Source organism: Streptomyces sp. MGP-P1 (genome assembly GCF_057766565.1).
In genome coordinates, this window is sequence record NZ_JBYMEM010000006.1 from 804510 (window position 1) to 828683 (window position 24174).

Annotated in this window: 16 protein-coding genes; 7 read left to right on the top strand and 9 right to left on the bottom strand. The window is 71.9% G+C overall.

Annotated features, from left to right (window positions below; genetic code table 11):
- Positions 1 to 123 precede the first annotated feature (123 nt).
- Positions 124 to 1149 (top strand): ATP-dependent 6-phosphofructokinase, encoded by a 1026-nt coding sequence (locus AC3CH1_RS19355; RefSeq protein ID WP_329159706.1) that lies wholly within the window; start codon positions 124 to 126, stop codon positions 1147 to 1149.
- A gap of 90 nt (positions 1150 to 1239) precedes the next feature.
- Here the strand turns inward: AC3CH1_RS19355 and AC3CH1_RS19360 are convergent, their stop codons facing one another.
- The 3 genes from AC3CH1_RS19360 to AC3CH1_RS19370 all read right to left on the bottom strand — a co-directional run bounded on the left by AC3CH1_RS19360 (position 1240) and on the right by AC3CH1_RS19370 (position 4527).
- A complete protein-coding gene (locus AC3CH1_RS19360; RefSeq protein WP_488464071.1) occupies positions 1240 to 1944 on the bottom strand; it encodes a helix-turn-helix domain-containing protein in 705 nt (234 codons plus the stop codon).
- Positions 1945 to 2125: 181 nt separating this feature from the next.
- Positions 2126 to 2800, bottom strand: coding sequence for a response regulator (locus AC3CH1_RS19365; RefSeq protein WP_488464072.1), 675 nt, complete (start codon positions 2798 to 2800; stop codon positions 2126 to 2128).
- Positions 2797 to 4527, bottom strand: a complete 1731-nt coding sequence (locus AC3CH1_RS19370) for a sensor histidine kinase (RefSeq protein ID WP_488464073.1) — start codon at positions 4525 to 4527, stop codon at positions 2797 to 2799. Before AC3CH1_RS19370 ends, AC3CH1_RS19365 begins: the two co-directional genes overlap by 4 nt.
- A gap of 162 nt (positions 4528 to 4689) precedes the next feature.
- Here AC3CH1_RS19370 and AC3CH1_RS19375 point away from each other — a divergent pair, with 162 nt between their 5' ends.
- From AC3CH1_RS19375 to AC3CH1_RS19395, 5 genes are all read left to right on the top strand, one after another.
- Positions 4690 to 6054 (top strand): cation:dicarboxylate symporter family transporter, encoded by a 1365-nt coding sequence (locus tag AC3CH1_RS19375; RefSeq protein ID WP_488464074.1) that lies wholly within the window; start codon positions 4690 to 4692, stop codon positions 6052 to 6054.
- A gap of 226 nt (positions 6055 to 6280) precedes the next feature.
- Positions 6281 to 7579, top strand: a complete 1299-nt coding sequence (locus AC3CH1_RS19380; protein WP_488464075.1) for an LAETG motif-containing sortase-dependent surface protein — start codon at positions 6281 to 6283, stop codon at positions 7577 to 7579.
- 134 nt (positions 7580 to 7713) lie between these two features.
- A complete protein-coding gene (locus AC3CH1_RS19385; RefSeq protein WP_488464076.1) occupies positions 7714 to 8124 on the top strand; it encodes a MerR family transcriptional regulator in 411 nt (136 codons plus the stop codon).
- Positions 8121 to 8486: a thioredoxin gene (gene trxA / locus AC3CH1_RS19390; RefSeq protein WP_488464077.1), complete on the top strand. Its 366-nt coding sequence runs from the start codon at positions 8121 to 8123 to the stop codon at positions 8484 to 8486. The genes AC3CH1_RS19385 and trxA overlap by 4 nt, the downstream gene beginning before the upstream one ends.
- A 172-nt stretch (positions 8487 to 8658) precedes the next feature.
- Positions 8659 to 9564, top strand: coding sequence for an NAD(P)-dependent oxidoreductase (locus AC3CH1_RS19395; RefSeq protein ID WP_488464078.1), 906 nt, complete (start codon positions 8659 to 8661; stop codon positions 9562 to 9564).
- 99 nt (positions 9565 to 9663) lie between these two features.
- Here AC3CH1_RS19395 and glgB read toward each other — a convergent pair whose 3' ends face one another.
- The 4 genes from glgB to AC3CH1_RS19415 form a co-directional block, all read right to left on the bottom strand.
- Positions 9664 to 12093 carry a 1,4-alpha-glucan branching enzyme gene (gene glgB / locus AC3CH1_RS19400; RefSeq protein WP_488464079.1) on the bottom strand — a complete coding sequence of 810 codons (2430 nt, stop codon included), beginning with the start codon at positions 12091 to 12093 and terminating at the stop codon, positions 9664 to 9666.
- 66 nt (positions 12094 to 12159) lie between these two features.
- Complete coding sequence (locus tag AC3CH1_RS19405; RefSeq protein ID WP_488464080.1) at positions 12160 to 13581, bottom strand: maltokinase N-terminal cap-like domain-containing protein; 1422 nt, start codon at positions 13579 to 13581, stop codon at positions 12160 to 12162.
- Between the two features lie 231 nt (positions 13582 to 13812).
- Positions 13813 to 15519: a maltose alpha-D-glucosyltransferase gene (treS, locus tag AC3CH1_RS19410; protein ID WP_069755463.1), complete on the bottom strand. Its 1707-nt coding sequence runs from the start codon at positions 15517 to 15519 to the stop codon at positions 13813 to 13815.
- A complete protein-coding gene (locus AC3CH1_RS19415; RefSeq protein WP_488464081.1) occupies positions 15516 to 17534 on the bottom strand; it encodes an alpha-1,4-glucan--maltose-1-phosphate maltosyltransferase in 2019 nt (672 codons plus the stop codon). The genes treS and AC3CH1_RS19415 overlap by 4 nt, the downstream gene beginning before the upstream one ends.
- 691 nt (positions 17535 to 18225) lie before the next feature.
- On the opposite strand from AC3CH1_RS19415, the gene glgP reads away from it, so the two are divergent.
- Positions 18226 to 20895, top strand: coding sequence for an alpha-glucan family phosphorylase (glgP, locus tag AC3CH1_RS19420; RefSeq protein WP_488464082.1), 2670 nt, complete (start codon positions 18226 to 18228; stop codon positions 20893 to 20895).
- Positions 20896 to 21090: 195 nt separating this feature from the next.
- Here glgP and AC3CH1_RS19425 read toward each other — a convergent pair whose 3' ends face one another.
- A complete protein-coding gene (locus tag AC3CH1_RS19425) occupies positions 21091 to 23136 on the bottom strand; it encodes a M4 family metallopeptidase (protein ID WP_488464083.1) in 2046 nt (681 codons plus the stop codon).
- Between the two features lie 354 nt (positions 23137 to 23490).
- Positions 23491 to 24102 carry a TetR/AcrR family transcriptional regulator gene (locus AC3CH1_RS19430; RefSeq protein WP_488464084.1) on the bottom strand — a complete coding sequence of 204 codons (612 nt, stop codon included), beginning with the start codon at positions 24100 to 24102 and terminating at the stop codon, positions 23491 to 23493.
- Positions 24103 to 24174 lie beyond the last annotated feature (72 nt).

Genomic DNA, 24174 nt, shown 5'->3' on the forward strand with positions numbered 1-24174 from the left:
TGTGCCCGGCCGAAAGCGCGGGGCCCGCGCCGGGCGTGGGACAATCGTTCTGGTTCAGGGCAGGGAGGGCGCCACGGTCGGCCTCCCGGAAAAGCGCGACTAGCGAGCAGGAGACACACCTCGATGCGCATCGGAATTCTCACCGCGGGCGGCGACTGCCCCGGCCTGAACGCAGTGATCCGGTCGGTCGTCCACCGGGCCGTGGTCGGCCACGGCGACGAGGTCATCGGCTTCGAGGACGGCTTCAAGGGGCTGCTCGACGGCCACTTCCGCCCCCTCGACCTCAACGCGGTCAGCGGCATCCTCGCCCGCGGCGGCACCATCCTCGGCTCGGCCCGCCTGGAGCGCGACCGGCTGCGCGAGGCCGCCGAGAACTGCGAGGAGCTGTCCCGCCGTTACGGCATCGACGCGCTCATCCCGATCGGCGGCGAGGGCACGCTCACCGCGGCCCGCATGCTCTCCGACGCGGGCATGCCGGTCGTCGGCGTCCCGAAGACCATCGACAACGACATCTCCTCCACCGACCGGACCTTCGGGTTCGACACGGCGGTGGGCGTCGCCACCGAGGCCATAGACCGTCTCAAGACCACCGCCGAGTCCCACCAGCGCGTGATGGTCGTCGAGGTCATGGGCCGGCACGCGGGCTGGATCGCCCTGGAGTCCGGCATGGCCGGCGGCGCCCACGGCATCTGCCTGCCCGAGCGTCCCTTCCAGGTCGACGACCTGGTCAAGATGGTCGAGGAGCGGTTCGCGCGCGGCAAGAAGTTCGCCGTCATCTGCGTCGCCGAGGGCGCGCACCCGGCGGAGGGCTCCATGCCGTACGCCAAGGGCGAGATCGACCAGTACGGCCACGAGCGCTTCCAGGGCATCGGCAACCGTCTGGCCATCGAGCTGGAGACCCGGCTCGGCAAGGAGGCCCGGCCGGTCATTCTCGGCCATGTCCAGCGCGGCGGCACGCCGACCGCGTACGACCGGGTGCTCGCCACCCGTTTCGGCTGGAACGCCGTGGAGGCCGTGCACCGCGGCGACTTCGGCCGGATGACCGCCCTGCGCGGCAACGACATCGCCATGGTCCCGCTCGCCGAGGCCGTCACCCAGCTGAAGAGGGTGCCCGCCGAGCGGATGTTCGAGGCCGAGTCCGTCTTCTAGGGCGTGTTTCCGGCCGGGGCGCAGGCCCTTTTCGGCCGGGGCGCAGGCCCTTGAGGAACCGCACGGGCCGCACGGGCGGCCCGTGCGGGGTCACACCCCGGCGGTCCGCCAGAACTGGTCCACCACCCGGGCCAGGAACGCCCGGCCCGCGTCGCCCGTCGACCCGGCGCGTTCCTGGCCGGTGCTGCTCCAGCTCAGCGTGGAGACCATCAGGGCCTGGTAGTCGGCGTGCAGCTGTTCCAGCACGTCCTGGATCAGCGCCCGGTCCAGCGGGACGATCTTGGAGACCGGGCGGACGTACGCCTGCCAGCGCGTGGTGACCGCGCTGCTCAGCAGCTCCGCCAGCTCCGCGTCACGGCCCGTCGCCGTCAGGAACTGCGCGGCCGTCAGCTCCAGCGCCCGGCACAGGGCCGCCGACTGCTTCTCGTTGCCCCGCCAGCGTCCCGACTCCTCCATCCGCAGGTACGAGGCGCCGGTCATCCCCAACTGACGGGCCAGGTCGTCCACGCCCAGGTCCCGGGTCATCCGGTGTTCGCGCAGGGTGGCGGCGGCAGCCAGCAGCTCCCCGGGGGCGCACCAGAGGACGCCGGCGAGGGCGGTCAGCTCGCGCTCCCCGGGTGTCGCGAGGCCGCGCTCCCAGGCGATGACGGTCTCTGCGCTGATCCGGAGTCCGTACTGGGCGGCGAGCCCGTAGGCGACATGGCCGGGAGCCATCCCCAGAGCCTCGCGGAGACGGCGCGCGGCGGGGGCGTTGAATGGCGGGGTGGGGTGCACGGGCCCACCGTAGAAGTCCATTTCCGCCCTGGCTACGGTACGTTCCCCACAGATCACGCTTCGTAGGAACCTCCAGCCACGAACCGGGCGGGCGGTACGCGAATACCGTCCCACCAGCGCTTTCTTTTGTTCCTCGGGAGGGACGCGCCTCGGCGGTGAAACCGACCGGCAAGCGCTTGTCGGCCTTTCTCGCGGCGAACGGTCAGCGCCCCGAGGCCAGCCAGCGGTAGTGCAGTTCCGGTCGGCCGACCTGCCCATAATGCGGACGCCTCGCGGCGCTGCCGACGGTCACGAGGTGCTCCAGATACCGCCGGGCGGTGATCCGCGACATGCCCAGACGCTCCCCGGCGGCGGCCGCCGTCACCCCTTCCGGCGACTCCTTCAGCACCCGGGTCACGGACTCCAGCGTCGGGCCGCTGAGCCCCTTGGGCAGCGCGGCCGGATGCGCGACCCGCAGCGCGCCCAGCGCCCGGTCCACCTCCTCCTGTCCGCTCGCCTCCCCGGCGGCGCCCCGGAACTCCGCGTACCGCACGAGCCGGTCCCGCAGCGTGGGGTACGTGAACGGCTTCAGCACGTACTGCACGACGCCGAGCGACACCCCCTCCCGCACGACCGCGAGATCCCGCGCCGAGGTCACCGCGATCACGTCCGCCCCGTGGCCGGAGGCGCGCAGCGAGCGCAGCAGCCCGAGCCCGTGCCCGTCGGGCAGGAAGAGGTCGAGCAGCAGCAGATCCACCGGCGTCCGCTCCAGCGCCCGCACCGCCGCCGCCCGGGTGTGCGCCACCGCCGTGACCGTGAAGCCCTCCACCCGCTCGACGTACATCTGGTGGGCGTCGGCGGCCACCGGATCGTCCTCCACCACCAGGACCCGGATCATGCCGTGACCTCCTCGTGCGCGGACCCGGCCGCCGACCCGGACCCGGGCGTGGGCCGCGAACCCGTCGGCGCCCGGGCCGGGAGCGGCAGCCGTACGGTGAACCGCGCGCCGCCGTCCGGACCCGCGTCCAGCTCCACCGTGCCCCCGTTGCGGTACGCCGCCTGCCGCACCAGCGCCAGACCGAGCCCGCGCCCCGCCCCGTGCGTCGACCAGCCGCGCCGGAACACCTCGTCCGCCGCCTCCGGGCGGATGCCCGCTCCGGTGTCCGCGACCCGCAGCAGCAGCTCACGCTCGTCCGCGAGCGCCGTCACGGTGACCCGGGCCCGCCCCACCGGGCTTCCGGGCGTCCGGGGCGCGGGCACCGCCGCGGCGCCGTCGTCCGAGCCGTCGTCGGCGCCCTCCGAAGCCGCTTCCACCGCGTTGTCGATCAGGTTGCCCAGGATCGTCACCAGATCGCGCTGGGCCAGCGAGGGCGGCAGCGCCCCGTCGTCGATCAGGCTGTCCTCCGCGAGCACCAGCTCCACGCCCCGCTCGTGTGCCTGGGCCGCCTTGCCGAGCAGCAGAGCCGCCAGCACCGGCTCCTCCACCGCCCCCACCACCCGGTCGGTCAGCACCTGCGCCAGCTCCAGCTCCGCCGTCGCGAAGTCCACAGCCTCCTCCACCCGGCCCAGCTCGATCAGCGACACCACGGTGTGCAGCCGGTTCGCCGCCTCGTGGGCCTGGGAGCGCAGCGCCTGCGTGAAACCGCGCTCCGAGTCCAGCTCCCCGGTCAGCGCCTGGAGCTCGGTGTGGTCCCGCAGGGTCACCACCGTGCCGCGACGCTCACCGCCCACCACCGGACGGGTGTTGACCACGACGACCCGCTCCGCCGTCAGATGCAGCTCGTCCACCCGGGCCTCGGACGCCAGCAGCGCCCCGGTCAGCGGCGCGGGCAGGGCCAGCTCGTCGACCGTACGGCCGACCGCGTCCGCGTCCGGCTCCAGACCCAGCAGCTCCCGCCCGGCGTCGTTGATCAGCGCGATCCGCCGCCGCCCGTCGAGCATCAGCAGCCCCTCGCGCACCGCGTGCAGGGTGGCCTGGTGGTAGTCGTGCAGCCGGCTCAGCTCGGCCGCGTTCATCCCGTGGGTGTGCCGCCGCAGCCGCGCGTTGACCACGTACGTGCCGATCCCGCCGAGCGCCAGCGCCCCGCCCGCCGCCAGTGCGAGCGCGCCGAGCTGGTCCCGTACCTGCGAGGAGACCCGGTCCACGGTGATGCCCGCGCTGACCAGGCCGACGATCCGCCCGCTGTCGCGGATCGGGGTCACCACCCGTATCGAGGGGCCCAGTGTGCCGGTGTACGTCTCGGTGAACGTCTGCCCGTCCAGGGCCTTCGCGGTGTTCCCGAGGAAGGTGTCCCCGATCTGATCGGTGTCCGGATGCGTCCAGCGGACCCGCTCGGTGTCCATGATCGTGATGAAGGCGATCCCGGTGTCCTCGCGGACCCGTTCCGCGTACGGCTGGAGCGCCGCGGACGGGTCCGGGGTGCGGATGGCCTCCCGTACGGAAGGGGAATCGGCCACCGCCAGCGCCGCCACCCGCACCTGCCGCGCGGCCGTCTCCTCGGCCTGCGCGCTGCCCGAGACGTACGCGAAGACGGCGCATCCCGCCACCACCGCGGCGATCAGTACGACCTGCATGGCGAAGAGCTGGCCCGCCAGGGATCGGGGGCGGGTACGGGGGAGGCGCATACCCCACAGTCTGCCTCGCCCCGCCGGGCCTTCTCCGGGTGGCCGGAAAGTGACTGTGAACGATATGAACGCAAGGGTGACCGGGGTCACAGCTCAGTGGATAGTCGCCGAAGCCCCCAGGGACGGGGGCACCGAGCTATGACCGAGCCGAGGAGCCCCACCATGGCTGTGGCAGCCAAACAACGGGACCGCACCCACTACCTGTACATTGCCGTGATCGCCGCCGTGGCGCTCGGCATCCTGGTGGGCTTTGCGGCCCCCGGGGTGGCCGTCGAGCTGAAGCCCATCGGCGCCGGCTTCGTGAACCTGATCAAGATGATGATCTCGCCGATCATCTTCTGCACGATCGTCCTGGGCGTCGGCTCGGTGCGCAAGGCCGCCAAGGTCGGCGCGGTCGGCGGTCTCGCGCTGGGCTACTTCCTGGTCATGTCGACCGTGGCCCTCGCCATCGGCCTGCTCGTCGGCAACGTCCTGGAGCCCGGCTCCACCCTCCACATCACCGAGCAGGCGCGGGCCGCCGGCGAGGCGCAGGCGTCGGGTGCGAGCGAGTCCACCGTGGACTTCCTGCTCGGCATCATCCCGACCACGATCGTCTCCGCCTTCACCGCCGGCGAGGTCCTCCAGACCCTGCTCGTCGCGCTGCTCGCGGGCTTCGCGCTCCAGGCGATGGGCTCGACCGGCGAGCCGATCATCCGCGGCATCACCCACATCCAGCGCCTCGTCTTCCGCATCCTCGCCATGATCATGTGGGCCGCCCCGGTCGGCGCGTTCGGCGCGATCGCCGCGGTGGTCGGCGAGACGGGCCTCGACGCCCTGAAGTCCCTGGCGATCATCATGATCGGGTTCTACGTCACCTGCGCGCTGTTCGTCTTCGTGGTGCTCGGCGCGATCCTGCGCCTGGTCGCCGGGGTGAACCTGTTCTCGCTCCTGAAGTACCTGGGCCGTGAGTTCCTGCTCATCCTGTCCACCTCCTCCTCCGAGTCGGCCCTGCCGCGACTGATCGCGAAGATGGAGCACCTCGGCGTCAGCAAGCCTGTCGTCGGCATCACCGTGCCGACCGGCTACTCCTTCAACCTCGACGGCACCGCGATCTACCTCACGATGTCCTCGCTGTTCATCGCCAACGCGATGGGCGACCCGCTGAGCGCGAGCGAGCAGATCTCGCTCCTGATCTTCATGATCATCGCCTCGAAGGGCGCGGCGGGCGTGACCGGCGCCGGCCTGGCGACCCTGGCCGGCGGACTCCAGTCGCACCGCCCCGAACTCGTCGACGGCGTCGGCCTGATCGTCGGCATCGACCGCTTCATGAGCGAGGCCCGCGCCCTGACCAACTTCGCGGGCAACGCCGTCGCCACGGTGCTGGTCGGCCACTGGACCAAGGAGATCGACAAGGACCGGGTCAACGAGGTGCTGGCCGGCCGCGTCCCGTTCGACGAGAAGACCCTCGTCGACGACCATGCCCCGGCAGGCGGTTCGGGCGAGGTCCCCGAGCAGCGGGACACCGCGGAGCAGCCCGCGAAGGTCTGACCCGACGCCCCGCCCCCGCATCCCTCACAGCCACTGCGGCGCCCCCCACCCGAGGACACCCGTACCCCCGGTACGGGTGTCCTCGGTTTCCGTGTCCGGTACTGGTGCCTTGTGTCCGTGTTCTGTCACGACTGCTCCGGACCGCGCAACCCCGCCCGTCCGGCACCGGTCTTGAGAGGTGCAGGACCGCAGTCCGCCCACGAACCCCCACGACCGAAGGACCTCCATGCGCATCCCCCCTTCCCGCAGCCGTACCCTGCGCGGCGGGACCGCCGCCGTAGCCGCCGCGGCGATGGCGGCGCTGGGCGCCGTGCCGGCGCTCGCCGCCGAGCCGGAGCCGGACCTGGGCGTCGGAACGATCGCGCCGATCAAGGGGGTCCAGGCCGGCAGCGCGTTCTCCACACCCCTGACCTTCCTCAACAAGGGGACGGAGGAGGTGCCCGTCTCCTACGTGACGTACGCCGTGTCACCCGGCCTCCAGGCCGACGAGATGTACAAGAACTGCAGCTACTACACGATCCCGTCCTCCGACGAGATGCCCGACTCCCACGTCGCCGCCTGCACGATCGACCAGCCGCTGAAGCCGGGCGTCGTCTACGGGATCGAGAAGCCGCTCTCCCTCAAGGCGCTCGACTCCGCGCTCAACGACGACCTGAGGGTGACGCTGGGCGTCACCGAGCCGGACCCGGACCAGGGCGACAGCGGCTCCACCGATCCGGTCCAGGGCACCGCTGACCCGCTCACCCTCGTGGAGAAGGGCCCCGCCACCGACGCCGACCGGAAGAACCACCCCGGACCGACCGCCGAGGCCGACGTCACCGCGGCGAACACCGCCGACTTCGGCCTGACCGGCGCCGAGCTGAAGGGGAAGGTCGGCGACAAGGTCGAAGCGACGGTGAAGTTCGCCAACAAGGGCCCCGCCCGGGTGCAGGGGAAGACCGACCAGAGCGTGACCACCGTCGACATCCGTATCCCCAAGGGCACCTCCGTCGTCAAGGCGCACGGATACTGCGACGCGGTCACCAAGACGCACTACAGCTGCGGGACCTCGCAGTCCTGGGTGGACGCGGACGGCGGCGAGAGCTACCCCTTCGTCCTGCGCGTCGACAAGGCGGTCGGCCGCACCACCGGCGAGGTCTCCTTCAGCGGGCAGGAGCGCCCCTTCGACCGGAACGCGGCCAACGACACCGCGCAGATCGTGATCGACACCGGCAAGGAAGCGGACACCTCGGGCTCCACCGGTTCCACCGGCGGTACGGGGGGTACGGGCGGCTCCTCGTCCACCGGAGGCTCCGGCTCCACCGGCTCCACGAGCACCGTCGGCGGGACCGGCACCACCGGCGGCTCCGCCGACACCGGCGGCTCGACGGCCGGTGGCGCGACCCCGCAGACGACCGGCGGCAACCTCGCCGCGACCGGCTCGGACTCCACCGCCCCGCTCGTCGGCATGGCGGCCGCGGCGGTCGCCGCGGGCGGCGGCATCATCTGGGCCGTACGCCGGCGGACGGCGGCCCGCGCCAACTGACGGCGCGGTCCCCCCTCCCGGATGGCCCCGGCCGGCTCCGGACGCCCCGGTTCGACGCCGCCGACCCGATCCGCCGCCGACGCCAGCGCCCACGCCCTTGCGTTGACGTCGGCGTCAAGGAATACGTTCGTCCCATGCGAATAGGGGAGCTGGCGAGACGAGCCGGGACGACGACGCGGACGCTCCGCTACTACGAGTCGCGCGGACTGCTGCCCGCGCGGCGCGCGGAGAACGGCTTCCGCAGCTACGACGAGGGCGACCTGCGCCTCCTCCTCCAGATCCGGACCCTGCAGGACTTCGGGTTCGGCCTGGAGGAGACGAGGCCCTTCGTCGACTGCCTGCGCGCCGGTCACCCGGCCGGGGACTCCTGTCCCGCCTCGCTCGCCGGCTACCGGCGCAAACTCGACGAGCTGGACGCCCTGATCGGCCGGCTCACGTCGGTGCGCGCCGAGGTCGGCATACAGCTCGCCCGAGCCGAACTGGAGGCGTCGGCCACCCTGCCCGGTGGACCGGAACCCCGTTGCGAACTGGGAGGACACCCATGATCCGGACCGAAGGCGTCACCGACGTCACCGAGGAGACCTTCGAGGCGGAGGTGCTGGAATCGGCGCTGCCCGTGCTGGTCGAGTTCACCGCCGACTGGTGCGGCCCCTGCCGCCAACTCGCTCCCGTGCTGGGGGAGATCGCCCGCCAGGAGGCCGGCCGGATAAGGATCGTCCAGCTCGACGTCGACCGCGAACCGGGGATCGCCGTCCGGTACGGCGTGCTGGCGACACCCACCCTAATGGTCTTCCGGGCGGGCGAGCCGGTGAAGTCGATCGTCGGCGCCCGGCCGAAGCGCAGGCTCCTCCAGGAGTTGGAGGACTTCCTCGCCCCGGCCGCCCCCACCGACCTGAACCGCCCCTGACCGCACCGACCTGAACCGCCCTTGACCGCACCGGCGCGAACCGCCCCTGATCGCACAGAGCCGAACCGGCCCCGATCTGAACCGCACTGACCTGGACGCTTTCCCGGAAGTGTGTATCTGACAGTCAAGTGGGCTCTGGTCAGGGGCGGTTCGTCCGCCCAGCATGATCCCCATGACGCAAGCGAACACGATCACCGCCCCCACCTCCGACCTCACCCCCGTCACCGTCCTCGGCCTCGGTGACATGGGCCGCTCCCTGGCCCGCGCCTTCGTGGCCGCCGGCCACCCCACCACCGTCTGGAACCGTTCTCCCGAGAAGGGCGAGGACGTCGTCTCCCTGGGCGCGGTGCGGGCCGCGTCCGCCGAGGAGGCCGTGCGGGCGAGCGGGCTCGTCGTGGTCTGCCTCGTCGACTACGACGCCTCCGACGCGGTCCTGGAGCCGCTGGCCGGGGCGCTGGAGGGGCGGGTCCTGGTCAACCTCACCTCGGACACCCCGGCCCGGTCGCGGGGGGCCGCCGCCTGGGCCGAGAAACACTCCCTGGCGTACCTCGACGGGGCGATCATGGTGCCGGTCGACGTGGTCGGCTCGGCGGACGCGCTGGTGTTCCACTCCGGCGACCGGGCCGCGTTCGAGGCGCACGAATCCACCCTCAAGGCGCTCGGCGCGCCCGCCACCTTCCTCGGCGAGGACCACGGGCTCGCCGCCGCCTACGACATGGCGCTGCTGGACTTCTTCTACGGAGCCATGGGCGGCCTCGTCCACGCCTTCGCGCTGGCCCGGGCGGAGGGCATCGACGGCGCGTCGCTCGCCCCGTACCTCAACACGATCGCGGGCATCCTGCCGCCGATCGCCGCGTACACGGCGCAGGACATCGACACGCGTACGTACACGGGCGAGGGCGCGAACCTCGCCATGATGGCGGCCGGCGTCGACCACATCCTGCACACCGCGAAGGACCGCGGCCTGGACGTCTCGCAGCTCGCCGCGCTCAAGGGCGTCACCGACCGGGCGATCGCCGAGGGCCACGGCCTCGACTCCTGGTCGAGCATCGTCGAGGTGATGGCCGCCGATCACTGACCCGTCGGCTACGGGACTGACCCGCCGGCTACGGGGAGGGGCCCGCACCACGTCGTCATCGACGCGGAACGGGCCCCGGGTCCGTTCACCCCGGCCGGGCTACGCCGGGCGGAACCACACCGTCGCCAGCGGCGGCAGCGTCAGCGAGATGCTGCACGGGCGGCCGTGCGCGGGCACCGCCTCGGCCTTCAGCGGCTCCTCGTTGCGCACGTCGCCACCGCCGTACCGGGCGGCGTCGGTGTTCAGCACCTCCACCCAGCCCTCCGTACCGGTCTCCGGCACCCCGAGGCGGTAGTCGCTCCGGACCGCCGGGGAGAAGTGGGAGACCGCCAGCAGCGGGGAGCCGTCCGCGTCGTACCGCAGGAACGCGAACACGTTGTCCTCGGCCGCCCCGCCGTCCACCCAGCTGAACCCCTCCGGCGCCGTGTCCCGCTGCCACAGCGCGGGCACCGCCCCGTACACCGCGTTCAGGTCGCCGACCAGGTCGCGCACCCCGCGGTGGTCGCCGGACGCCTCGTAGGAGGGGTCCAGCAGCCACCAGTCCGGCCCGTGCCCCTCGGACCACTCCGCGCCCTGGGCGAACTCCTGCCCCATGAACAGGAGTTGCTTGCCGGGATGGGCCCACATGAAGCCCAGGTAGGCGCGGTGGTTGGCGCGCTGCTGCCACCAGTCGCCGGGCATCTTCGCCACCAGCGCCTGCTTGCCGTGCACCACCTCGTCGTGCGAGATCGGCAGTACGTAGTTCTCGCTGTACGCGTACACCATCGAGAAGGTCATCTCGTCGTGGTGGTACTTGCGGTGGATCGGCTCCTTGGCGATGTACTGGAGCGAGTCGTGCATCCAGCCCATGTTCCACTTCAGCCCGAAGCCCAGGCCCCCGCCGTCGGTGGGCCGGGTGACGCCGTCCCAGGCGGTGGACTCCTCGGCGATGGTGACGACACCGGGGTTGCGGCGGTAGACCGTCGCGTTCATCTCCTGGAGGAAGGCGACCGCGTCCAGGTTCTCCCGGCCGCCGAACTCGTTGGGCGACCACTGGCCGTCCTCGCGGGAGTAGTCGAGGTAGAGCATCGAGGCCACCGCGTCGACCCGCAGACCGTCGATGTGGAACTCCTCGCACCAGTACGTGGCGTTGGCGACGAGGAAGTTGCGGACCTCCGTGCGGCCGTAGTCGAACTCCAGGGTCCCCCAGTCCGGGTGCGCCGCGCGCTGCGGGTCGGAGTGCTCGTACAGCGGCCGCCCGTCGAACTCGGCCAGCGCCCAGTCGTCGCGCGGGAAGTGCGCCGGAACCCAGTCCATGATCACGCCGATGCCCGCCCGGTGCAGGGCGTCCACCAGGAAGCGGAAGTCGTCCGGGGTGCCCATCCGCGAGGTCGGCGCGTAGAACCCGGTGACCTGATAGCCCCAGGAACCGCCGAAGGGATGCTCGGAGACCGGCATCAGCTCGACGTGCGTGAAACCCAGGTCCTTCGCGTAGGACGGCAGCTGCTCGGACAGCTGACGGTACGTCAATCCCGGTCGCCAGGAGGCCAGATGCACCTCGTACACCGAGAACGGGGCCTCGTGGACCGGCCGGTCGCCCCGGTGCGCCATCCAGTCCGCGTCCTGCCACTGATGGTGCGACGCGGTGACGATCGAGGCGGTCGCGGGCGGCACCTCGGTGCGCCGGGCCATCGGGTCGGCCCGCACCGTGTGCGAACCGTCCGGACGGCAGATGTCGTACTTGTACAGCGCGCCCTCGCCGACCCCGGGCAGGAACAGCTCCCACACCCCGGTCGAGCCGAGCGAACGCATCGGGAAACCCGTGCCGTCCCAGTAGTTGAAGTCACCGGTGATCCGCACGCCGCGCGCGTTCGGCGCCCAGAGGGTGAACCGGGTGCCGGCCACCCCCTGGTGCTCCATCGGCTCCGCGCCGAGCGCCCGCCACAGCTCCTCGTGGCGGCCCTCGCCGATCAGATGCAGATCGAGCTCGCCGATCGCGGGCCAGAAGCGGTACGCGTCCTCCACCTCGATGACGTTGTCGTCGTAGGCCACTTCGAGCCGGTAGGCGGGGGCCTCCGGCACCGGCAGCACACCGGAGAAGAAGCCGTCGCCGTCGTCGTGCAGCTCGGCCCGCAGCCCGGTCGCCAGCACCGTGACCGACCGGGCGAACGGCCGCAGCGCCCGTACCAGCACCCCACCGGGGATCGGATGCGCGCCGAGCACGTCGTGCGGCGCGTGGTGGTCACCGGCCAGCAGCCGGCCGCGGTCCGCGCCGTCCAGGGCCGGTGCGGGGCGGGCGCCCTGGCCGTCCCCGGCCTGCCGGGGCCGCGGCGGGCCCGCGTCGGCGCGCCGGGGCCGGGGGCGTCCGGCGGGCGCGGTCTTCGTGGTGGTCGTGGCGGGCGCGGGCGCGGGCGTCGACGACGCCGCCACGTCGACGGCGGCTTCGACGGGCGCCTCGACCGGCGCTTCGGCAGGGATCTCGACGGGCAGTTCGGCGGGCGGTTCGACGGTCTTGCGGGATGCCTTGCGGGACGGTTTGCGGGCGGTCACAGGGACTGCCTCCTCGGAGGGTGAAGGGGAGAGCGCGGGGTGGAGGGGAGGTGCGTGGGGTGCGGTTCAGGCCGCCGCGGACCGGGCCAGTCGCTGGATGGCCGCCATCGGAACCGGCAGCCAGTCGGGGCGGTGCCGGGCCTCGTACAGCACCTCGTACACGGCCTTGTCGGTCTCATGGGCGCGCAGCAGCTCCGGTTCGCCGCGGGGGTCGCTGCCCGACGCCTGCGCGTAACCCTCGCAGTAGGCGGCACGGCAGCGGGCCGCCCACTCCGGGTTCCACGGCCGGTGCGAGCGGGCCGCGTAGTCGAAGGACCGCAGCATGCCCGCGACATCACGGACCGGGGGCGCGGGCATGCGGCGCTCGGGGAGCGGGCGGGCCGGTTCGCCCTCGAAGTCGATCAACGACCAGAACCCGTCGGCGGAGCGCAGCGTCTGTCCGAGGTGGAGGTCGCCGTGCACCCGCTGCTGGGCCCAGCCGCTGCCCCGCACCCCGAGGTCCGTCACCGCCTCGAACGCGGCGCGGAGTCCGGGGACGTACGGCACGAGCGCGGGGACCGCCTGGGCGGCGGCCTCCAGCCGCCGGGTCATCTCCGCGACGAGCTGCCGCGTCTGGGTACCGCGCAGTGCCGGGGTCGGCAGCGCGGCGGCGAGCGCGGTGTGGACCTCGGCGGTGGCCCGGCCCAGCGCGTGCGCCTCGGTGAGGAAGTCGCGGCCCGAAGCGAGCGCGCCCAGCGCCAACTGCCAGCCGTCGCGCGCGCCGTGCAGGAAGGGCTGGAGGACGCCGAGGGTGAGCGGTTCGGGTCCCGGCGCCTCGAACCAGGCGACCGGGGCCGGTACCCGCTCGCACCCCTCGCCGCTGAGGGCGAGCGGCAGTTCCAGGTCCGGGTTGGTGCCCGGGAAGACCCGCCGGAAGATCTTCAGGATGTACGCGTCCCCGTAGACGAGCGAGGAGTTGGACTGTTCGGCGTCCAGCACCCGGGGCACGAGACCGGCCGGGATCGCGGCGGTCCGCTCGAAGCGCAGCGAGCCGAGACTCCCGGGGCGGCGGAGGCGTTCCAGCAGCAGATCGGCCAGCCGCGGGTCGTGCAGCGCGTCGTAGACGGCTCGGCCGGCGAGCGGGCCCCGCTCGACCCGGCCGATCAGGGCGCCCGCGAGGAGCGGCGGAAGTGACGTTCTTGCACCGAGGAGCAGTTGGTAGCAGTCCTCGGCCGGGCGGGTCTGCTGGGAGGGCTGCTCGACCCGCACCAGCAGGTGCAGCAGCCCCGGGCCCGCCGTGCCGTCCAGCGGCAGCATCTCGGTGGCGGAGACCAGGGAGAAGCCGGTGACCGGCCGGCCCTTGCCGGCGAACCACCGTTGCCTGGGCAGCCAGGCGTGGAGCAGCGGGGCGAGGGACGGCAGCAGATTCCCGTCCCTCGTCACTCCGGTCGTTGCGCTGTTCCTCGTGCTCTTCGCCAGGGCGACGTGAGTGGATGCAGCCTCCGACATGGCATCGCGTCCTTTCCCCGGGCACACCACAGGATGCGAAGAGTGTCCCGGATTGCGGCAATGGCTGTCCGGCTGTGCGGGACGTGTCGGGTCAGGAGCGTCCTTACGGACTCGAACGGCGGAACGGTGAAGGCCGAAGGCGCCGGAGGGTGAAGGCCCAAGGCCTTGCATGGGGGTCAGGGTGCCCCGTACGGGACGGCGGAAACCGTCCCGCACGGGGCGGGGACCGCATCAGGCCGGTGGCGCGTCCTTGCGCAGCCGGAACCAGTAGAAGCCGTGTCCCGCAAGGGTCAGCAGGTAGGGCCACTGGCCGATGGCCGGGAAGCGTACCCCGCCGATCAATTCCACCGGATGACGTCCGTCGAACGATCGCAGGTCCAGTTCCGTCGGCTGCGCGAACCGCGAGAAGTTGTGCACGCACAGGACGAGGTCGTCCCCGTACTCGCGGGTGAACGCCAGCACCGCCGGGTTGGACGAGGGCAGTTCGGTGTACTCGCCGAGACCGAAGGCCGGATTCTGCTTACGGATCTCGATCATCCGGCGGGTCCAGTGCAGCAGCGAGGACGGCGATGCCATCGACGCCTCGACGTTGGTGACCTGGTAGCCGTAGACCGGGTCCATGATCGTGGGGAGGTAGAGCCGCCCCGGATCGCTGGAGGAGAACCCGGCGTTGCGGTCGGGCGTCCACTGCATCGGGGTGCGCACCGCGTCCCGGTCGCCCAGCCAGATGTTGTCGCCCATCCCGATCTCGTCCCCGTAGTAGAGGATCGGGGAGCCGGGCAGCGACAGCAGCAGGGCGGTGAACAGCTCGATCTGGTTGCGGTCGTTGTCCAGCAGGGGGGCCAGCCGCCGCCGGATGCCGATGTTGGCGCGCATCCGCGGGTCCTTGGCGTACTCCGCGTACATGTAGTCGCGCTCTTCGTCCGTGACCATTTCGAGGGTCAGCTCGTCGTGGTTGCGCAGGAAGATGCCCCACTGGCAGTTCTTCGGGATCGCCGGGGTCTTGGCCAGGATCTCGGAGACCGGATAGCGGCTCTCGCGGCGCACCGCCATGAAGATCCGCGGCATCACGGGGAAGTGGAACGCCATGTGGCACTCGTCCCCGCCCTGCTCGTAGTCGCCGAAGTAGTCGACGACGTCCTCCGGCCACTGGTTGGCCTCGGCGAGCAGCACGGTGTCCGGGTAGTTGGCGTCGATCTCCTTGCGGACCCGCTTGAGGAAGTGGTGGGTCTCGGGGAGGTTCTCGCAGTTGGTGCCCTCGCGCTGGTAGAGGTAGGGCACCGCGTCGACCCGGAAGCCGTCGATGCCCAGATCCAGCCAGAAGCGCAGAGCCGCCAGGATCTCCTCCTGCACCGCCGGGTTCTCGTAGTTGAGGTCCGGCTGGTGCGAGAAGAAGCGGTGCCAGTAGTACTGCTTGCGCACCGGGTCGAAGGTCCAGTTGGACGTCTCGGTGTCGACGAAGATGATCCGGGCGTCCTGGAACTGCTTGTCGTCGTCCGCCCAGACGTAGTAGTCGCCGTACGGCCCGTCCGGGTCGGTGCGGGACTGCTGGAACCACTCGTGCTGATCGCTCGTGTGGTTCATGACGAAGTCGATGATGACGCGCATGCCCCGCTGGTGCGAGGCGTCCACGAACTCCACGAAGTCGGCGAGATCGCCGAACTCCGGCAGGACGGCGGTGTAGTCGGAGACGTCGTAGCCCCCGTCGCGCAGCGGCGACTTGAAGAACGGCGGCAGCCAGAGGCAGTCGACGCCGAGCCACTGGAGATAGTCCAGCTTGGCGGTGATGCCCTTGAGGTCGCCGATTCCGTCGCCGTTGGAGTCCTGGAAGGACCGGACGAGCACCTCGTAGAAGACGGCGCGCTTGAACCAGTCGGGATCGCGGTCCTTGGCGGGAGTGTCCTCGAACGTGTCGTGGACAGGCTCATTGACGATCATGGTGTGGGTGACCCTCCGGTCGGCGGGGACGGTCGCAGGACGGCGATGTGCGCGGGCGTGATGCCCGGCTCTAGGCGCACATAGAAGGCCCTGCCCCAGTGGTAGGTATCGCCGGTGAGCTCGTCGCGCACCGGTACGCGCTCGTGCCATGAGAGGCCGAGCCGCTCCATGTCCAACGAGACCGTGGCCTCCTGGGTGTGGTGCGGGTCGAGGTTCACGACCACCAGAACGGTGTTCGTTCCGGAGCGCTTGCTGTAGGCGATCAGCGCTTCGTTGTCGGTGTGGTGGAAGTGGACGTCGCGCAGCTGCCGCAGAGCGGGGTTACGCCGCCGGATCCGGTTCAGCGAGGTGATCAGGGGTGTCAGCGTGCGGCCCTCGCGTTCCGCCGACTCCCAGTCCCTCGGGCGGAGTTCGTACTTCTCCGAGTGCAGGTACTCCTCGCTCCCCGGCTTGGCCGGAGTGTTCTCGCACAGCTCGAATCCCGCGTACACGCCCCAGGAAGGGGCCAGCGTCGCGGCCAGGACCGCCCGTGCCTCGAAGGCCGGACGGCCGCCCTCCTGGAGGTAGCCGGGAAGGATGTCGGGGGTGTTCGCGAAGAAGTTGGGCCGCATGTACGAGGCGGCCTCGCCGGCCAGCTCCGTGACGTACTCGGTCAGCTCCTGCTTGGTGTCGCGCCAGGTGAAGTACGTGTACGACTGCTGGAAGCCGACCGCGCCCAGGGTGTGCATCATCGCCGGGCGGGTGAACGCCTCCGCCAGGAAGACTACGTCGGGGTCGGCGCCGTTGATCTCGGAGATGACCTTCTCCCAGAAGACCACCGGCTTGGTGTGCGGGTTGTCGACCCGGAAGATCCGCACCCCGCGGTCCATCCAGAAGCGCAGAACGCGTACCGTCTCCGCCACCAGACCGCGCATGTCCTTGTCGAAGGCGATCGGATAGATGTCCTGGTACTTCTTCGGCGGGTTCTCGGCGTACGCGATCGAACCGTCGGGGCGGTGGTGGAACCAGTCCGGGTGCTCCTTGACCCACGGGTGGTCCGGCGAGCACTGGAGCGCGAAGTCCAGCGCGATCTCCATCCGCAGATTGCGGGCCACGGAGACGAAGTGGTCGAAGTCCGCCAGCGTCCCCAGCTCCGGGTGGACCGCGTCGTGCCCGCCGTCCGGCGAACCGATCGCCCACGGCACGCCCGGGTCGTGCTCCCCGGGCGTCAGGCTGTTGTTCGGGCCCTTGCGATGGGTCGTCCCGATCGGGTGGATCGGCGGCAGGTACACGACGTCGAACCCCATCGCGGCGACCGCCGGCAGCCGCTCGGCGGCCGTCCGGAAGGTGCCGCTGACCAACCGCGTCTCCGCGTCCGGCGAGGTGTCCGCCGGGTCCAACGGCACCCGCTTCGCGCCCTCCGAGCGCGGGAACAGCTCGTACCACGACCCGAACAGCGCCCGCTCGCGCTCCACCCGCACCGCCAGCGGCTTGGAGCGGGTGACCAGTTCGCGCAGCGGATACCGGGCCAGCACCGCGTCGGCGGCCGGGGTCAGGGCCGCGGCCAGCCGGGCGGCCGGCGGGTGGGCCGTGTCGCGCAGCGCGTCCACCGCGGCCAGCACCGCCTCGCGGCCGTGCTTCTTCGGGACGCCCGCCGCGGCCCGCTCCAGCAGCGCCGCGCCCTCCGCCAGCACCAGATCCGTGTCGATGCCGGCCGGGATCTTGATCGCGGCGTGGTGCCGCCAGGTGGTGACCGGATCGCTCCAGGCCTCCACCGTGTAGGTCCAGCGGCCCTCGGAGGTCGGAGTGACATCGGCCCCCCACCGGTCCGTGCCCTGCGCCAGCTCGCGCAGGGGGGTCCACGGCCCGACCCGTCCGCTCGGATCGCGCAGTACGACATTGGCGGCCACCGCGTCATGGCCTTCGCGGAAGACGGTGGCACTGACCTGGAAGGTCTCGCCGACGACGGCCTTCGCCGCCCGTCTGCCGCAGTCGACGAGAGGACGGACGTCCAGGACGGGAATACGACCGATCATGGAATCACCTGAGGGCTGGAGGAGCTCGGCGTGCACGGGGGACGGCACGGGCGCGGAGGACCGACCGCGTGTGCCGCGAAGACGGGGATCTGTCCTTTGTAGCTGCTCAGCTGTCTGCTGACGGGCTGTGGGCATGGCCGCTCCTGTCCGCGTTCACTCGAATGGCACTCGAATGGGTGGGTCGCGGGGGTTTCGTGCATGTTTCTGCATGCACGGAGAAGGTCTGCGGGCCGGGTCGTGCCGCGTACCGGGGAAGCCTTCCCCGCGTCCGGGGGTGGGAAATCCGGCGCTGTGTTAACTACTCGGTCGTATTCGACCGGGCCCCGCCGCACGCGGCGCGCCCGCCGGGAATTGCGGGACAGCCCTCAGGCGAGCCCGAAGCGCCTCCACGGGTTCCGGATACCCGCTCTGCGGCGCCACACGGCAGCCTTCCCTGTGACCGGGAGGTCCACAAGGCTGCGTACGGGGTGAAATCGGCCAAACCCCCAGGTGAGCGGAGTGACGGGGGAGCACGGGTGGGGTGCGAGGTGCCCCTGTGGGGAGGCGCGTGCCGGCCGCGCCGGGACCTCGCGCGCCGTCCGCGCGCCGTGGCGGGACGCCACGGACGGCCGCTACCTTCAGGAGTGACGGAAGGGACGCACACCGTGGTGCGTCCGCCCGGATGCGCAAGTCCCCTGTAAAGGTGGAGTACGTGAAGGCCATTCGTCGATTCACCGTGCGTCCTGTCCTCCCCGAACCCCTCCGACCTCTCCACGACCTCGCGCACAACCTGCGCTGGTCGTGGCATACCGAGACCCGTGAGCTCTTCCGGTCCGCCGACCCCGAGGGCTGGCGGCCCGCGGACGCCGACCCCGTACGCCTGCTCGGCTCGCTGTCCGCCGGGCGGCTCGCCGAACTGGCCGGGGACGAGGAGTACCTCGGCCGCCTCGCCGAGGCCTCCGCGGATCTGGCCGAATACCTGAACGGCCCCCGCTGGTACCAGGAGCAGGTGGCCACCGGAGCCGAACTGCCCTCCGCCGTCGCCTACTTCTCCCCCGAATTCGGCGTCACCGCGGCGCTGCCCCAGTACAGCGGCGGCCTCGGCATCCTGGCCGGCGACCACCTCAAGGCCGCCAGCGACCTCGGCGTCCCGCTCATCGGCGTCGGCCTGCTCTACCGGCACGGCTACTTCCGCCAGACCCTCTCCCGCGAGGGCTGGCAGCAGGAGCACTATCCGGTCCTCGACCCCAACGAACTCCCGCTCGACCTGGTCCGCGAGGCCGACGGCGCCCCCGCCCGGGTGGTGCTCGCCCTGCCCGGCGGACGCTCGCTGCACGCCTGTATCTGGCTGGCCCGGGTCGGCCGGGTGCCGCTGCTCCTGCTCGACTCCGACGTCGAGGAGAACGCCCCGGGCGAACGCGACGTCACCGACCGGCTGTACGGCGGCGGCAGCGACCACCGTCTGCTCCAGGAGATGCTGCTCGGCATCGGGGGAGTGCGCGCGGTGCGCACCTGGTGCCGGCTGACCGGCGCCCCGGAGCCGGAGGTGTTCCACACCAACGAGGGCCACGCCGGCTTCCTCGGCCTGGAGCGCATCCGTGAACTGATCCCCACCGGGCTCGACTTCGACGCCGCCCTGGAGGTGGTCCGGGCCGGGACCGTCTTCACCACCCACACCCCGGTGCCCGCCGGGATAGACCGTTTCGACCGGGGGCTCGTCGCCCGCCACTTCGGCGACGACGGCGAACTGCCCGGCGTCGGCGTCGAGAAGATCCTGCGGCTGGGCACCGAGACCTATCCCGGCGGTGAGTCGGAGCTGTTCAACATGGCGGTGATGGGCCTGAGGCTCGCCCAGCGCGCCAACGGCGTCTCCACCCTGCACGGCGCCGTCAGCCGGGAGATGTTCTCCGGGCTCTGGCCGGGCTTCGACCCCGCCGAGGTGCCGATCACCTCGGTCACCAACGGGGTCCACGCACCGACCTGGGTCGCCCCCGAGGTGTTCCGGCTCGGCGCGGGCCAGGTCGGCGAGGACCGCGCCCACCAGGTGCTGGCGGGCGGCCCGGTGGACGGCGAGGACTCCTCGCGGAGCGGCGCCCCGCGCCGCTGGGACGCGCTGGCCGGTATCGGCGACCAGGAGATCTGGGACCTGCGGCGGGACCTGCGCGGCCGGCTGGTCACCGAGGTCCGCCGCAGGCTCTACGCCTCCTGGCGCCGGCGCGGCGCCGGCACCGCCGAACTGGGCTGGATCGACGGCGTACTCGACCCGGACGTCCTGACGATCGGCTTCGCCCGGCGCGTCCCCTCGTACAAGCGGCTCACGCTGATGCTGCGCGACCGCGACCGGCTGCGGGCGCTGCTGCTGCACCCGACCCGCCCGGTCCAGATCGTCGTCGCGGGCAAGGCCCACCCCGCCGACGACGGCGGCAAGCGGCTGGTGCAGGAGCTGGTGCGGTTCGCGGACGACGCGGGGGTCCGCCACCGCATCGTCTTCCTCCCGGACTACGGGATGGGCATGGCCCAGAAGCTCTACCCGGGCTGCGACGTCTGGCTCAACAACCCGCTGCGCCCGCTGGAGGCGTGCGGCACGAGCGGGATGAAGGCGGCGCTGAACGGCTGCCTCAACCTGTCCGTGCGCGACGGCTGGTGGGACGAGTGGTTCGACCCGGACTTCGGCTGGGAGATCCCCACCGCCGACGGCTCGGCGACCGACGAGGACCGTCGCGACGAGCTGGAGGCGAACGCCCTGTACGCCCTGATCGAGGACCGCGTCGCCCCGCGCTTCTACGACCGGGGGGCCGAGGGCCTGCCCGACCGCTGGATCGAGATGGTCCGCTCCACGCTGGTCAACCTCGGGCCGAGGGTGCTGGCGGGGCGGATGGTGCGCGAGTACGTGGAGCGTCTGTACGCCCCCGCCGCGCAGTCGCGGCGGGCCCTGGATCCCGGGGCCGCGCGGGACCTCGCCCAGTGGAAGGCCAAGGTCCGGGCGGCCTGGCGCGGGGTCTCCGTCGACCATGTGGAGTCGGTGACCGACACCGCGGCGGGCGGCTCGGCGGAGCTCGGCGCCAGCCTGGCGCTGCGGGCGCGGATCGCGCTCGGGGGTCTGGAACCGGACGACGTGGAGGTCCAGGTGGTCGCCGGCCGGGTCGATTCGGGCGATGCCATCGCGGACGCCCAGACCGTCCCGCTGAAGCCGGCGGGCGGTCAGGACCTGGAGGACCGCTGGCTGTACGAGGGGCCGCTCGCGCTGGACCGGACGGGACCGTACGGCTACACCGTGCGCGTCCTCCCCGCCCACCCGCTGCTGGCCACCAGCGCCGAACTGGGCCTGGTCGCGCTGCCGGCCGACACGGTGGGGGAGGGCGCGGGCGTGCTGCTGCGCTGAGGCGGTGGGGGAGGGCGCGGGCGTGCTGCCGCGCTGAGCGCCCGCCCCGGCGGACCCGAGGGACCCGGTGCCCGGGTGGTGCCGGGTCCCGCGCGCCGGGCCCCTCGTCCACACCGCGGCGAACGGCCCGGGAGGGGGCGAACCCCTCCCGGGCCGTTCCGTCTGTGCTCCCGCGGGCTGGTGGGCCCGGTGGGGTCAGAAGGTGAGCTTGAAGCTGTTGATCCGCCCGGTGTCCTGGCGGGCGATGTCCTGGACCTTCAGCTTCCAGACCCCGTTGGCCACCTCGGACGAGGCGTTGACCGTGTAGGTCGCCACCACGTTGTCCGCGGAGTCGCCGGAGGAGGAGTTCTTCAGCCGGTAGGCGGTGCCGTCCGGGGCCACCAGGTCGACGACCAGGTCACCGCGCCAGGTGTGCGTGATGTTGACGTCCGCCTTGAGGGTGCTCGGCGCGTTGCCGGTCACACCGGAGACCGTGACCGCGCTGGTGACGGCGGCGCCGGCGTCCGGGATGGTCACCGCGGTGGTGTTCTCGAACACCTTGCCGCCCGGGTCGGGGTTGCCGCCGCCGGGGCGGGCGCCCACGTTGATGCCGGCCCAGGCGTGGGCCACGGCCGCGTACTCGGGGCTGGTGGCCCCGTACAGCTCACCGGCGACCGCGAGCGTGCCGGTGCGGGCAGCCGCGTAGTTGGTCGTCGAGGTGAACTTCGTGGTGAGCGCCTTGAACCAGATCTGCGCCGCCTTGTCCCGGCCGATGCCGGTCACCGGGAGCCCGTCGGAGGTCGGCGAGTCGTAGTTGACGCCGTTGACGGTCTTGGCGCCGCTGCCCTCGGAGAGCAGGTAGAACCAGTGGTTCGCCGGGCCCGAGGAGTAGTGGACGTCGACGTTGCCGATGCCCGAGTACCAGTAGTCCTTGGACGCGCCGTCCTTGGAGGGCTTGTCCATGTAGCGCAGCGGGGTGCCGTCGCCGTTGATGTCGATCTTCTCGCCGACCATGTAGTCGCCCGGGTCCTGGGCGGTGTCGGAGTAGAACTCCACACCCGCGGCGAAGATGTCGGAGGTGGCCTCGTTGAGACCGCCGGACTCGCCGCTGTAGACCAGCTTGGCCGTGACCGAGGTCAGGCCGTGCGTCATCTCGTGGGCGGCCACGTCCAGGGAGGTCAGCGGCTTGACGTTGCCGCTGCCGTCGCCGTACGTCATGCAGAAGCAGCTGTCCTGCCAGAACGCGTTGACGTAGTTGTTCCCGTAGTGGACGCGGGAGTACGCGCCGACGCCGTCACCGCGGATGCCGGAGCGGCCGTGCACGTTCTTGTAGTAGTCCCACGTCTCGGCCGCGCCGTAGTGGGCGTCCGCGCCTGCCGTCTCGGCGTTCTGCGGAGTGCCGTCGCCCCAGATGTCGTCCGGGCCCGAGAACAGCGTGCCGGTGCCGGAGCTGCCCCGGTTCAGGTTGTACGTCTTGTGGTTGCCGCGCGTGGTGTCGGTCAGGGTGTACGAGGGCGCGGTGCCCAGGGTGACCTGGCCGTTGTACTGCGTGTTGCCCGTGCCGTTGTGGACGGCCTGCCACTCGTAGAGCTTCTCGCCGGAGGCGGCGTCGGTGACGACGTGCAGCTCGTTCGGGGTGCCGTCGTGCTGGAGTCCGCCCACCACGGTCTCGTACGCGAGCTGCGGGGAGCCGCTGCCCAGCCACACCACCTTGCGCGGGGCCTCGCTGGCCTTCTTCGCCTTCGAGCCCTCGGCCTTCGCCGCGCCGAGCGCCTGCTGCTCGGCCGCCGCCGGGGTCACGTCGGCGGTGAGGCCGACGGCCTTCAGCTGCGCGCTGGTCGCCTTCGACGCCTTGCTGACGCCCTCGGTCGCTCCGGCCGCGGACGCCTTGACCACGAGGTCGCCGCCGAGGACGGGAAGCCCGTTCAGGGTGCGCTCGTAGCGGGTGTGCGTCGTGCCGTCGCGGTCCTGGACGACGTCGCGGACCACGAGCTTCTCCGTGGACCCGAGGCCGAGCTCCTGCGCGGTGGCCGCCTTGGTGGCGTTCGCCTCACTGAGCAGCTCGGCGCGCTGGGCGGGGGAGAGCTTGACGGGCAGGGCGCCCGGGTCGGCCTTCGTGCCGGCGGTGATGCCGCCGAGCGGGGCCGAGGAAGGGGCGGAGGTGGCGGTCGCGGCCCCGGACGGAATGGCGACGGCTATGAGGGCTGCTGCGGCGATCAGAGCGCCGGTCGCGGTGGCGCGACGGCTGGGCGTGGATCTCACGCGGACTCCTTCTGCGAGGGGGGTACCGGCGGCGCTGGACGGGCCGTCCGGACGGTGCAGGCGGTGCGCAGAACGGGGTGAAGAGTGTCAGCAGATGACCGCACCTGTCAGGAGCGCGTCAACAAGTTGGCCGGATTTCGTTCGTTGCCGGAAAGGTCATGTTCGTTAAGCGGACGTTTCGCCGATCATTGCCGCAGTGTTACCAAGGGTTGGGAATCCCGGTATTCACAGGGTGGTCACAGGTTTCGTGCGCGAAGGGCACCGCGACGCCATGGGCGGGGAGGGGCGGAATGACCGCCTGGTGAGACGGTGTCGGGTTCTGGCCAGATTCACGCGCCGGAACATGTCGCACCGTCAGGACGGGGTGCGGGGCGCTCGGGCGGCGGTCCCCGGCGGGTACACCGCGTCCAGGAGGTCGCGCACGAAGCGGTCCACGTCGTCCAGCCCCGACGCCGCGAGCGTGGCCGGGCCGTCCGTCAGCAGATGCGGGATCGCCGCGTGCAGCGCGAGGGTGACGACGGCGGCCCGCTGCGGGGTGACGGGCAGTCCGGCGGAGCGCTGGGCCAGCTCCATGCCCACGAAATCCCCGCTCGCCATCGGGTCGAGGATGGAGGACAGCCAGGGTCGCCGGGTCGCCTCGGCCTGGAGCTCCAGCACCGCCAGCAACCGGGAGCGGCCCGGCCCCGCGACGTTCTCCAGGAGCGAGCGGAAGAGGGCCGTCAGGCCCTCGCGGTCCGCCGGCCCCGGAGTCGCCGCCAACCGCGCGGTGAGCGCGAGGTACTGCTCCAGGCATCGCTCGGCCGCCGCGCGGAGCACCGCGTCCCGGGTCGGGAAGTAGTTCTTGGTGGTCCCCGGCGGCACCTCGGCGGCCCGGTCCACGGCCCGGTGGGTCAGCCCGCGCCCGCCGTCCCGGGCCAGCACCTCGACGGCCGCGTCCCGCAGCCGGTCCCGGCGATCCGGATTCACGCGCGCTCCCTCACTCCCGTACGGCTGCCGAGTCCTCGGCCTGCCCTTGCCGATGCTACCCCAGCCGTGGTA